Origin of the sequence: Proteus sp. LHD240705 (assembly GCF_047921555.1) — a bacterium.
Taxonomy (GTDB): domain Bacteria; phylum Pseudomonadota; class Gammaproteobacteria; order Enterobacterales; family Enterobacteriaceae; genus Proteus.
In genome coordinates this window covers 287,748-301,104 of the sequence record NZ_JBLRMI010000003.1, presented here as the reverse complement: position 1 = coordinate 301,104, position 13,357 = coordinate 287,748, and the positions used below count along the sequence as shown (strand labels likewise).

The following is a 13,357-nucleotide window of genomic DNA, read 5'->3' as shown; positions in this document are numbered from 1 at the left end:
CTGTACATAAATAAAGACGGCAATTTTACCAGTGTTCTATGATACTGACTGTTTTCTCTAAAGAAATAAGTCATGAATCAGACTATTCGCAAAGCGCAGTACAAATATAACGCTTATTAATGAAAAAATTAACGTTCAAACGTTTATCGTTTTATAAATAATTAAACGGTTCTTTATTTCTATTGATGAAAACTTAGTGAATCGTTGTTGTGTTAGCTATTTTGACACAACGTCTTGGAATTCCCCTAGTTTTCACTAAACTTTCGCTATCAATTGCATGTATTTCACTCAATCTAGGATGATTTATGCTGTTTTTGCTCAAAAAATATGTTGCAGGCTTTCTGATGCCCTTGCCTTTGCTCTTATTAATCGCCTTTTTTGCATTAGCACTACTTTGGTTTACACGTTGGCAAAAAACCGGAAAAAGCCTACTCACTGTTGCGCTTGTTCTGTTAACTATTCTAGGCATACAACCTGTTGCCGATACACTATTAATGCCAAGTGAAAAAGAGTATCAAGCTCGTTATGAATTACGAGAAAATTCGCAACAAGATGTGAACTACATTGTTGTTTTAGGTGGTGGATTTACTTATAACCCAGAATGGGCACCAAGTTCTAATCTTCTTAACAATAGTTTGTTTCGTGTTGCTGAAGGTGTAAGACTTTATTACCGCAATCCCAATTCGACACTGATTTTTACAGGGGGAGCAGGTGTTAATCAGATAAGTAGTGCAGAGGTAGCGGCTCAGGTGGCACAATCTTTAGGTGTACCTGCGGATAAAACTATCGCACTATCAACACCGAAAGATACAGAAGAAGAAGCCTATGAAGTTGATAAATTAATTGGAAAGAAACCATTTTTGCTTGTGACGTCTGCCAACCATTTAGCACGCGCTGAACGTTTCTTTTTAGCACGAAGCATGAACCCTATCGTTGCGCCAGCTAACCAATTGGCTATCACTTCACCATTACATCCTTGGGAGAAATATTTTCCCTCCGCCACTTATTTTCAGCACAGTGAACGTGCATGGTATGAGTTTTTAGGATCGATGTGGCAATCAATAAAACCGGCTGGACAACCCGCCACTATTCCTGGAAATGAAGATCATCAATCTGATAAAGAAGAAAGCTAATAATTAAAAATATCTTTGCTGACTGAGACAAAAACGGCACTTAATTAAAATTAAGTGCCGTTGATATTATTTGTTGTCGCTCAAAGACTAAAATTCTTGGTTAAGCGCTCGATATGCCGCTCTTGCTGCGACAAGATCATCTTGTGTATCTACACCCACACCAGGAACTTCTAATGCTTTTGCAACATGGATTTTTTCGCCATACCACAGCACACGCAGTTGCTCTAACATTTCAATAGATTCTAATGGGCTTGGTTCCCAAGTAATATATCGACGTATAAAGCCCGCACGGTAAGCATAGATGCCAATATGGCGAAGATAATGCTCACCAATTTCATCATGTGATAAATTAAAACGGTCTCTTTCCCAAGGAATGGTTGCACGAGAGAAATAAAGTGCAAAACCTTTTGCATCCATCACGACTTTCACCGCGTTAGGATTAAAAGCTTCTTTTGAGTCAACAATAGGCACCGCTAATGTTGCCATTCCTGCACCACAATTTGCTAAGTTTTCAGCAACTTGGGTAATAATAGCGGGTGGAATAAGAGGCTCATCACCTTGTACGTTAACGATTATTTCATCATCTGCAAATTGATATTTTTCAATGACTTCTGCTAAACGTTCTGTACCTGAATGGTGATCTTCGCGAGTCATACACGCTTCCCCGCCCGCTTTTTCAACTGCTGCAACAACATCTAAGTTATCGGTTGCAACAATGACGCGGTTTGCACCAGAGCGCATAGCCTGTTCCATCACGCGAACAATCATAGGTTTGCCATGAATATCCGCGAGGGGTTTACCCGGTAAACGGGTCGATGCATATCGACCTGGGATAATGACCGTGAACATGAAGTTACTTTTCCTCTTCTAGTGATAATTCTCTTGCTTCATTCTCCAGAAGAACGGGGATATTGTCACGAACAGGATAAGCTAAATGATCAATTTTGCAGATAAGCTCTGAGTTTTCTTTATCAAAGATAAGTTTGCCGTGGCAAACTGGGCAAGCAATAATTTCAAGTAAGCGGTGATCCATTTTGTCCCTCTCAAGGGTTAATCATTTTATATGGCAAAAGGATATCATAAGGAAGGATCAGCGTTAATACTCAAAACCTCTCGTTTAGTGATAATTCGAAAATTATTTTAGTTATTAATAAATTTATTATTTTCTCTTTTACTATAAGCAACAAAAAAGCCACATTAGTGTGGCTTTTTATCGTTGAGTCTGCAACATCATTAATAAAGAATTACATTCAGCTTTTATTGATAATAATTTAACCTTTTTATTATCTTTATTGCATTCTAATTAACGAAATAACTCTTTTATATTACTTATTCAGCTTGGTGGTAAACTATTTCCGCCTACCTACCTAAAAATAGGCATAAACGATAATTTAATCTCAATGTTAAACTACCGTTTTATCTACAACTTTAACAAGGCTAAACCTTATTTAAAATCCAATAACATCAGCGGCTTCTAAACCTGCTGCAGTTCTGATAACAGAAAACTCAACGTCTTGACCTTCTGTTAATGCTTTATTTTTTGTATTGGCAATCGCTTTTTTATTGACATAAACTTCTTGTTCAATGTCTCTTGCAACAATAAGACCATAACCCTTGTTATTGTCAAACCATTTTACGCGACCCATTCTTAATTGTAATGTCATGATAGATAAACTCCTTTTGTTCTTTGTATAGTTTTATTTTCCTATACAAATGCATCCTACTTTTTATTAAGTCTTCTTATATAAAACCCCAATTAAATTCTGAACACATTAATTTAAGTAGTGCATTTTATTATTCAATATAAATGTTCAAAATCGTGATAGCTAAGCTTAATAAATATCTTAAAGCACAATAAATATTTACAGTATCAATATGACAAAAAGATGACATATTGATATTTATTGAGCACTGATAAAAAAGATAACCGAATATAGAGATAACTAGTCACCATCAAAAATGGTTTTTATTATTCATAGTGCACAAAAGCCAACGCTATTCACTGCACAAAATATTAACCCTACATTCAAGATCCACAAACTCTCCACACAAGGCTTTTGAGTAGATAGGGTAATTGCGAGTTAAATTGAACTACGACAAAAGCGATATGCAACTGTAGGTAGGTAATCTTTTATGTAACGCTATCCTGATTCCCACTATAAATATCATTGTTTCAGATCAGATACAAGTTTTTTTCGAGCCGTAAATTAAATTACTGACTTGTTTTAGCACAGATTGACTATTTAATTCAGCGCTAACGGGTAAATACCACCAATTATCTTGCGCAAAATGCTGACATTTAACGGCATCTTTTTCTGTCATAATAAGGGGTTCTAAATCTGGCGTTAGATCCTGTAATTCTTGAGCGCTATAATCACTATGATCACTAAATGCTTTTGTTGTGATTAACTCTATCCCTTTTTCATGTAAAGAGTTAAAGAATCGAGGTGGATGACCAATTCCAGCAATAGCAACAGCCTTTTTAATTTGCTGAACAGGTTTCTTTTCTCCCGTTTTAAGATTAACAGCAATATCACCTTCCAGCACCATGCTTATCTCGTTACCTTGGCTTACTCCGCCATTAACGATAATTGCATCTACTGAATTTAAGCGCCCCGCACGCTCCCGCATAGGCCCTGCTGGTAACCACCAACCATTGCCAAACCGACGTTGACCATCAATAACAACAATTTCATAATCACGCTGTAATGCATAATGTTGTAAACCATCATCAGTGATGATCACATCAAGCTCATATTGAGCTAATAACGCTTTTACTGCATCTCGTCGATTAGGTGCAACCGCAACGGGAGCACCTGTTCGATGATGAATCAATACAGGTTCATCACCTGCCATAGAAGGTGATGTATCGGATGTCAAAAGTAATGGATAATGGTCTGATTTCCCGCCGTAACCACGAGACACAACACCTGGTTTAAATCCCTGCTGTATTAATTGCTCAACAAGCCATATCACAACAGGTGTTTTACCATTCCCACCTGCAGTTAAGTTGCCAACAACCACAACAGGAACAGGGGCTTTCCATGATGCTAACCACCCTTTTTGATATGCAAAACGCCTTAACAGTGTGATCGCACCATACAACCATGAGAATGGAAGCAATAGGATATAAAACCAAGATTTACCAGACCAAATCCGTTCAATCATTTGCCAAATTGCATCCTATGAAGTTGAGCATAAATACCTTTTTTCTCAATCAAATCAAGGTGTGCGCCGCGTTCAATAATTTCACCGTCTTCAATAACTAATATTTCATCCGCTTTCTCAATCGTTGATAAACGGTGAGCAATCACTAAAGAAGTTCTATTCTTCTGTAGTTCATCAAGTGCTGACTGGATAGCACGCTCTGATTCTGTATCTAGTGCTGATGTTGCCTCATCAAGAATAAGAATTGGTGAATCTCGCAATAACGCTCTTGCAATTGCAATACGCTGACGTTGTCCGCCTGAAAGTAGCACACCATTTTCACCAATTTCAGTATCTAAGCCTTTATCCATTTTTTGGATAAAATCCATCGCATGTGCCATTTTCGCCGCTTTTTCAATATCTTCACGGGTATACTGATCTTCACAAGCATAGACAATATTGTTTGCTACAGTTTCATTAAAAAGATGCACATTTTGAGAAACCAGAGCCACTTGATTACGCAAAGATTTCAATGTGTATTCACGAATATCATGACCATTAATCAATATCTCACCTTCATTAATGTCATAAAAACGTGTGATCAGGTTTGCAATCGTAGATTTACCCGAACCTGAGCGTCCAACTAATGCAACAGTTTTCCCAGCTGGAATAGTAAATGACATATTTTTTAAAGCTGGTGTATCTTTCGTCACATATTGGAAAGTGACATTGCGAAACTCAATATCACCAGTCGGTTTCTTCAGCTCTAATTTACCTGTGTCTTTTTCTTGCTCCATATCGAGGATAGCAAATAGCGTCTGACAAGCAGCCATACCACGCTGAAATTGAGCATTCACATTAGTCAGCGATTTCAATGGACGCATTAATGCAACCATTGAGGAGAAAACAACCGTTATTGTACCAGCTGTTAATGTATCCATAATTTCAGGGAAACTTGCTGCATATAGGACAAATGCTAATGCGAAAGAAGCAATCAATTGAATAATAGGATCTGAAATTGACGACGCAACAACCATACGCATACCTTGACGGCGAATATGATTGCTCACATGGTTAAAGCGTTTATTTTCAACTTCTTGACCATTGAAAATCAGAACTTCTTTATGCCCTTTTAGCATTTGTTCTGCACTAGTTGTCACTTGCCCCATGCTATTTTGAATTCGTTTGCTGATCGTTCTAAAGCGAGTCGATACTAAACGAATAACAAAAGCAACAATAGGCGCGATAACGATAAGGATCAGAGACAATTGCCAGCTATAGTAAAACATCAAACAGAATAGCCCGATGATATAGGCACCTTCACGTACAACAGTAATTAATGCACCTGATGATGAAGAGGCAACTTGTTCTGAATCATATGTGATACGGGAGAGTAAAGTCCCTGTTGATTGCTGATCGAAAAAGCTCACCGGCATTCCCATAATATGGGAAAACAGTCGGCGACGCATATTCATTACCACTTTTCCTGATACCCAAGAAAGACAGTAACTTGAAATAAAGTTAGATATACCACGCAGAACTATCAGTCCAATAACGGCAAAAGGCATCCATTTTAATACGTCATTACTCGCTTTACCAAAACCTTCATCAAGAAGCGGTTTTAATAAAGAAATCATAAATGCATCCACGCCCGCATTGATAATTAATGCAATTGCAGCAGTGATTAAACCCGCTTTGAAAAGTCGGATCATTGGCCATAGGCGGCGGAATGTTTGCCACGTTGATAGATCTATATCATTCATATATATTACCAAACTTTTAATAATTAGCCGGACATTCTACTCGGGAAACGTCAAAATACCAAACCACTGATGATACCAACGAGGTAAAATATCTCGTCTATAGGTAAATACATCAATATTATCTTGATTAAACTCGATAGAAACTTGCCCACTAATAGAGGTTGTTAGCCAATTAATAGCTTCTTTTTTATAGCGATGATGTACTTTATCAGAAGGTAAACGCCAAGGGCTATAACGAGCAGCAGAAACAAGTGCAATTTTTGGTGATACAGCTTGAATAAACATCAATGTGGATGATGTTTGACTACCATGATGAGGGACTTGTAAAACATCTGCTTTCAGTTGTTCTTTTTTTACTCTTACCAATTGAGCTTCAGCTTCTTTCTCTATATCTCCAGTCAAAAGAATATTGTGTTTACCATCGCTGACATTAATTACACAGGATTGATTATTCTTCGGAGAAAGTGATTTATTCAGTGGCCATAATGCATCAAATTGAAGCTCTTTCCACTGCCATGATTTATTGCTTAAGCAAGGTAAATGCGAAGGATCGTCAAAACTACTACGAATGCTTAAGTTAGGATAAGCTTTTATTAAATCTTTAATACCACCCGTATGATCAAGATGATCATGACTAATTATCAATGCAACGGGTTTAAGTCGATGGCTTTTTAAATAAGGAATAATGACACTTTTTGCAATTGAACCACCACTTTTCCAACGTATTCCAGTGTCATAAATAATTGCCTCTCCTTCTTTTTCAATAATAATCGCTAAACCATGCCCAACATCTAGCATAGACATTCGCCATTGATAGCGTGAAGAAGCGGCGAATTCACAATATAAAATAGTAGCAATAGCCACAATACAAATAAAATGATGATACCACCATGACATTTTGATGACTAAAATAATACCAATTCCCAAAAATCCTAATAATAAGGGGATAGCGCCACTATCTTGCCAAAATGGTAAAAATAATGGAGCACACCAAAAAGCAAGGTTTATTGAAAGATCAACCCAATGCCAAATTATCGGTTGAAAAAATGAGAGAAAAAATGTCAATAATCCAAGCATTATTAATGGTACAGTAATAAAAGAAATAACAGGAACCGCCCATAAATTAACAATAAAACTAAAAAAATTAGCACCACTAAATAAATATAATTGAAATGGTAATAAAATAATTAATAAACCAAATTGTAAATGTACTAATCTTAAAATAAACCACCGTTTTTGATAATTATATTTAGCTTTTAATGGGTACATCCAATACCAAAAAATAATGGCGAATATAGCAGAAAATGAGAGCCAAAAACTGGCTGAAAGTATAGAAAGAGGTTCAACAATAAGAATGAGTGCAGCACTCCAAAGTGCCCATTGCCACGGTAAAAATAATCGGCTCCCCCAATGCAAAATCACCCAAACGGTTAATCCAATAACAGCTCTTGTTGCTGGTATTCCCCAACCCGATAACGCGGCATAGAAAACACCACATAGCCAAGCTATAACTAATGGAAATTGTGGATTAATCCATCTAATAGGAAAAAGAAATTGAATACCTCTTGCAATAACCCAACCAGCAAAGGCAGCTAAACCTATATGTAAACCCGATATCACAATTAAATGTGCAACTCCTGTTTTCATATAGAGATCTTTTTTTTCAGGTTCGATATATCGCTTATCACCTAAGACTAAAGCAATTATTTCACCTTTATTTTTTGCTGTTTGCCAATAAGCTGAGATGGTCTGAATAAGCTGAATACGCAGTGATATATCATCTCGGATAAACTTAGCCGTCATCACTTTACCCGTTAGAGTTTCTTTCATAGAAACGGCATATTTTTGGCTATCAAACCCACCTTCATTTAAATAGCTATGTACAGCTCTGAATTGAATCTTAAACTTCCAATATTGCCCTACCGCTATATTTTTAGGCGGATTTCGCCAATACACGTTAGCGTAAACAGATGATGAAAAGAGCGTTTTTTTCGTAATAGGTATTTTGATAATAATATTACCATCTGCTAATTGGCGATATCCCATAACTTTGGTTTCAAATGTTGCCATATTATCAGCAAACTGTTCCGTTCTCGTCATTAACGATGACGCAGCCATATTTGAATAAACCCAGAAAAACAGAAATATTGCTAAAAATCGGAATGAGCAAAAAGGAACAAATAATAGAAATAGAGCAACTAGAATAATAATAGAATAAATAGTTTGGCTAAAAAGTGTATGTTGAGCTAATAACGGTAAGCAACCTAATATCATTGCTAAAGCAATATTATCTAAAGTTAACTTTGTGAAATAGAGTTTTTGAAAATAGGTTGAATGAAAGCACCTCTGTTTTATTGATACCACCCTTAACTCAAAAAAATTTATCATTCGATTCAATAAAATCATTTTCAGCATCCTTACCTTCAATCATTCTTTAAATATCATGATATTACCATTCAGTTAAAGAAAGACGTTTAGGTCATTTTTTAGCGATGCTTTATAAAAAGAAAAAGATCTCTTGTTGCATACAATGAATTTTGAGAAGAAACTCGTAAAAAGCAAAACAACTAAGTGATACAGGTAATTAAATAGAGAAATTACAACTAAAGCAGAATACAGTAGTAAAGAAGAAGTAAGAAAGGTAGGTACTAGTGGGATAAAGTAAATAGAGCAAATCAATCAATTCAAGATCAGAGATTGAAGAAGATTAGAGAGCAGAAAAATACGCTAAAAGTCATAATAATTGGTAATAAAAAAACGGCACCTAAGCACCGTTTTTGAGAAAGTTAACTAACATCGTGCCATTTCGACAGGAGTTATTATTCCGTATAAATGTTTACACGGTCACGTAACTCTTTACCTGGCTTAAAGTGTGGAACGTATTTACCTTCCAGATCTACTTTATCACCAGTCTTCGGGTTACGACCCGTACGCGGCGCACGGTAGTGTAGAGAAAAACTGCCGAATCCGCGGACTTCGATACGCTCACCATCAGCTAAAGTATCAGCCATATGATCAAGCATTTCTTTTACAGCTTCTTCAACCGTCTTAGCCGAAAGATGAGATTGTAGGCCTGCAAGTCTCTCGATTAACTCAGACTTGGTCATATTACCTCCCTAAACTACCGATAAATAGGCAACGATTAACGTTGCCTTCCGTTAATAACTTAAATTATTCGCCTTTAGCTGCTTTGAAAGCTTCAGCCATAGCGTTGTTTGAAAAACCAACTTCTTCTTTGTTGTTTACAGAAGCGATAGCGTCTTTCTCGTCTGCTTCGTCCTTAGCACGAACAGATAAGTTGATAACGCGGTTTTTACGGTCAACGCCAGTGTATTTAGCTTCTACAGCTTCGCCAACATTCAGAACCAGAGTTGCATCTTCAACGCGGTCACGTGAAGCTTCTGAAGCACGCAGGTAACCTTCAACACCGTCAGCTAATTCTACAGTTGCGCCTTTAGCGTCAACAGCAGTTACTTTACCAGAAACAATAGCACCTTTTTTGTGAGCAGACAGGTAATTATTGAATGGATCTTCTGATAATTGTTTAACGCCCAGTGAGATACGTTCACGTTCAGCATCAACTTGCAGAACTACAGCAGCGATTTCGTCGCCTTTTTTGTATTCACGAACTGCTTCTTCACCTGCAACATTCCAAGAAATGTCAGATAAATGAACCAGACCATCAATACCGCCGTCTAAACCGATGAAGATACCGAAGTCAGTGATAGACTTGATTTTACCTTCAACACGGTCGTTCTTGTTGTGAGTTTCTGCGAACTGCTGCCATGGGTTAGATTTGCACTGTTTCAGACCCAGTGAAATACGACGACGTTCTTCATCGATGTCAAGAACCATAACTTCAACAACATCACCAACGTTAACAACTTTAGATGGGTGAATGTTTTTGTTAGTCCAATCCATTTCAGAAACGTGTACCAGACCTTCAACGCCTTCTTCGATTTCTACGAAGCAACCGTAATCAGTCAGGTTAGTTACACGACCAGTCAGTTTAGTACCTTCTGGATAACGTTTAGCGATAGCTACCCATGGATCTTCGCCCAGTTGTTTCAGACCTAATGATACGCGAGTACGTTCACGGTCGAATTTCAGGACTTTAACAGTGATTTCGTCGCCAACATTGACAATTTCGCTTGGGTGTTTAACACGTTTCCAAGCCATGTCAGTGATGTGCAGTAAGCCGTCAACACCGCCCAGATCAACGAATGCACCGTAGTCAGTAAGGTTCTTAACGATACCTTTAACTTCCATGCCTTCTTGCAGGTTTTCTAATAACTGATCGCGTTCTGCGCTGTTTTCAGATTCGATAACCGCACGACGAGACACAACAACGTTGTTACGTTTTTGGTCTAATTTGATGACTTTGAACTCAAGCTCTTTGTTTTCCAGATGAGTTGTATCGCGAACTGGGCGAACGTCTACCAGTGAACCTGGTAAGAACGCACGAATGCCGTTCAGTTCAACAGTGAAACCACCTTTAACTTTACCGTTGATGATACCAACAACAGTTTCGTTTTCTTCGTAAGCTTTTTCCAGCATCAGCCACGCTTCGTGACGTTTAGCTTTCTCACGAGACAGAACGGTTTCACCGAAGCCATCTTCAACCGCGTCCAGAGCAACATCAATTTCGTCGCCCACTTGGATTTCTAATTCGCCTTGAGCGTTTTTGAATTGTTCTACAGGAATAGCAGATTCTGATTTCAGACCTGCATCAACCAGAACAACGTCTTTATCGATAGCAACTACAACGCCGCGAACGATAGCGCCAGGACGAGTTTCGATTGTTTTTAGGGATTCTTCAAAGAGTTGAGCAAAAGATTCTGTCATGTTAATGATCTTCAAGTAAATTTAATTAACGTCCATTTAGCATCCGGCCGAATGGGGTTGTTTCACATACCTCGTTACATCCTTTGTGACAAGGTCATCGGGCATTGTTGTGTTTTCATTAACACGTCAACCCGATTTTGATAATTACCTAGTATAAACGAAATAAAAATTAATTACGCTGATAATTGCAGATTTTTTTTAGCATAAGTCAACGATTTTTCAATGACTTCGTCAATAGACAAGCTTGTAGAATCGAGAATTAATGCATCTTTCGCCGCAACAAGTGGCGCAACAGCGCGATTCCGGTCACGGTAATCGCGTTCTTTTATCTCGGATAAAAGGCGCTCAAAGTTAACATTAAAGCCCTTTTCCTGCAACTGTAACATGCGACGACGCGCGCGCTCTTCTGCACTCGCTTCTAGAAATATTTTTACTTGAGCATCAGGAAAAACAATTGTGCCCATATCTCGACCATCTGCAATTAAGCCCGGCGCTGTACGAAATGCGCGTTGACGACGCAGTAATGCTTCTCTTACACGAGGAAAAGTCGCAGCTTGTGATGCCGTATTCCCAACTGTTTCTGTTCGAATTTCAGTTGAAACATCTTCACCTTCAAGAATGACACTTAAGCCATTCTCATTAGGAATAAAACGTACATCTAAATTTGCAGCCAGGGGAACTAAAGCATCTTCTGAGGTGATATCAACATGGTGATGTAAAGCCGCTAATGCCAATACACGATAAATAGCGCCAGAATCGAGTAAATGCCAGCCAAACGCTTTCGCTAATGCTTGGCATAATGTTCCTTTACCTGCTCCGCTAGGCCCATCAACAGTTATAACAGGGACGATAACCGCCATGAGTTTCTCCTTTTCGTGGGCACTGCATTTCTGTATTTGTTGCTCTTATTACATTGATATAATAGGCATTGTATTCAAACAGAGAAAAACAGTATTAATATATGCGCGACATTATACGCATACAATGTATAGGAAGAAACAAGCAGATAAGCACTAAAGGGTCTTATTTAATATTATTTTTTCGAGATAGTGTATTTTTTAGAAAAATTAATCTAATCACAATAAAAAATCGGCAGTATTGTTCTTTAAAAAGTCCAATACTACCGATTTAATTGATTTAATTTTGACTCATTTTAATTAATGATTTTCACATTAATTATTACGTTGAGAAAGTGTTTCTAATTTCTCAAAATAATCAGGGAAGGTTTTTGCAGTACATCCTGGATCAAGAATAGTAATTGGCGTATCTGAAAGTGCCACCAGCGAAAAACACATCGCAATGCGGTGATCATTATAAGTTTCGATATCCGCAGTGATTAACTGTTTTGGTGGCGTTACTTTTAAGTAGTCGTGCCCTTCTTCAACTATCGCACCTACTTTTTGTAACTCTGCTGCCATTGCCGCTAATCGGTCAGTTTCTTTTACACGCCAGTTATAGATATTACGGATAACAGTCTCACCTTCAGCAAAAAGTGCCGTGGTAGCAATGGTCATTGCTGCATCAGGGATAGTATTCATATCCATATCAATGCCTTTTAACGTTCCACGCTCACACTCTATATAGTCATCACCCCAGCGTACTTTTGCGCCCATTTTTTCAAGCACAGAAGCAAAATGGATATCCCCTTGTAAGCTATTTTTACCTATACCTGTAACTCGTACAGTGCCACCTTTAATGGCAGCAGCGGCTAAAAAGTAAGAAGCAGATGAAGCATCACCTTCTACAAGGTACTTTTCTGGTGATTGATATTGCTGCCCACCTTTTATAACAAAGCGTTGGTAGTCTTGATTTTCAATTTTCCCACCAAAGGTATTAATTAATGCTAAGGTAATATCAATGTAAGGTTTTGATACTAATTCGCCTTTAATAGTGATAATAGTATCTTGCTCAGCTAAAGGTGCCGTCATTAATAATGCAGTCAAAAATTGGCTAGAAACACGCCCATCAACCTCAACATTACCACCTAAAAAACCACCACATAAGCGAATTGGCGGATAATCTGTCTGTTCAAGGTAGTCAATTTTTGCGCCACCTTGGCGTAAAGCGTCAACTAAATGCCCAATTGGACGCTCTTTCATACGAGGTTCACCCGTAAGAATAATATCGTGCTCACCAAGACTTAATGCAGCCGCTAATGGGCGCATTGCTGTACCTGCATTACCTAAAAAGAGCTCTAATGGCGAATTTGTTTTAAACTTTCCCTCGAGCCCTTCAATATCACATACCGTATTGTTATTTGATAATTGATATTGCACACCTAACGCTTTTAATGCATTAAGCATATGACGAATATCATCACTATCTAATAAGTTGGTTAGACGAGTTTTACCTTTAGCTAAAGCCGCTAATAACAACGCACGGTTAGAGACACTTTTTGATCCTGGTAAATTAATAACACCTTCGATATGAGCGATAGGTTGTAATGTTAACGATTCCATAAACAGGTAA

11 protein-coding genes are annotated in these 13,357 nt (G+C 37.9%); 1 reads left to right on the top strand and 10 read right to left on the bottom strand.

Going from position 1 to position 13,357, the window contains the following annotated elements; translation table 11 throughout:
- Window positions 1–305 precede the first annotated feature (305 nt).
- Window positions 306–1,133 (top strand): envelope biogenesis factor ElyC, encoded by an 828-nt coding sequence (elyC, locus tag ACNART_RS07410; protein ID WP_368927103.1) that lies wholly within the window; start codon window positions 306–308, stop codon window positions 1,131–1,133.
- 87 nt (window positions 1,134–1,220) lie between these two features.
- Here elyC and kdsB read toward each other — a convergent pair whose 3' ends face one another.
- The 10 genes from kdsB to aroA form a co-directional block, all read right to left on the bottom strand.
- The gene (gene kdsB / locus ACNART_RS07405; RefSeq protein ID WP_072069670.1) at window positions 1,221–1,982 is read right to left on the bottom strand and encodes a 3-deoxy-manno-octulosonate cytidylyltransferase; all 762 of its coding nucleotides are present in this window, start codon (window positions 1,980–1,982) and stop codon (window positions 1,221–1,223) included.
- 4 nt (window positions 1,983–1,986) lie between these two features.
- A complete protein-coding gene (locus tag ACNART_RS07400) occupies window positions 1,987–2,166 on the bottom strand; it encodes a Trm112 family protein (protein WP_004244593.1) in 180 nt (59 codons plus the stop codon).
- A 415-nt stretch (window positions 2,167–2,581) separates the two neighbouring features.
- Entirely contained in the window at window positions 2,582–2,797 is a 216-nt protein-coding gene (locus ACNART_RS07395) for a cold-shock protein (protein WP_023581324.1), read from the bottom strand.
- 514 nt (window positions 2,798–3,311) lie between these two features.
- Window positions 3,312–4,301 (bottom strand): tetraacyldisaccharide 4'-kinase, encoded by a 990-nt coding sequence (gene lpxK, locus ACNART_RS07390; RefSeq protein WP_198620504.1) that lies wholly within the window; start codon window positions 4,299–4,301, stop codon window positions 3,312–3,314.
- A complete protein-coding gene (msbA, locus tag ACNART_RS07385; protein WP_109373525.1) occupies window positions 4,298–6,043 on the bottom strand; it encodes a lipid A ABC transporter ATP-binding protein/permease MsbA in 1,746 nt (581 codons plus the stop codon). The genes lpxK and msbA overlap by 4 nt, the downstream gene beginning before the upstream one ends.
- 36 nt (window positions 6,044–6,079) lie before the next feature.
- A complete protein-coding gene (locus ACNART_RS07380) occupies window positions 6,080–8,431 on the bottom strand; it encodes a DNA internalization-related competence protein ComEC/Rec2 (protein WP_416303576.1) in 2,352 nt (783 codons plus the stop codon).
- A gap of 431 nt (window positions 8,432–8,862) precedes the next feature.
- Window positions 8,863–9,150, bottom strand: coding sequence for an integration host factor subunit beta (gene ihfB / locus ACNART_RS07375; protein ID WP_006537420.1), 288 nt, complete (start codon window positions 9,148–9,150; stop codon window positions 8,863–8,865).
- Between the two features lie 64 nt (window positions 9,151–9,214).
- Window positions 9,215–10,888, bottom strand: coding sequence for a 30S ribosomal protein S1 (rpsA, locus tag ACNART_RS07370; RefSeq protein WP_006537421.1), 1,674 nt, complete (start codon window positions 10,886–10,888; stop codon window positions 9,215–9,217).
- A 173-nt stretch (window positions 10,889–11,061) separates the two neighbouring features.
- Window positions 11,062–11,748 (bottom strand): (d)CMP kinase, encoded by a 687-nt coding sequence (gene cmk / locus ACNART_RS07365; protein ID WP_098943727.1) that lies wholly within the window; start codon window positions 11,746–11,748, stop codon window positions 11,062–11,064.
- Between the two features lie 312 nt (window positions 11,749–12,060).
- Window positions 12,061–13,347, bottom strand: coding sequence for a 3-phosphoshikimate 1-carboxyvinyltransferase (gene aroA, locus ACNART_RS07360; protein WP_198626167.1), 1,287 nt, complete (start codon window positions 13,345–13,347; stop codon window positions 12,061–12,063).
- Window positions 13,348–13,357: the final 10 nt, after the last annotated feature.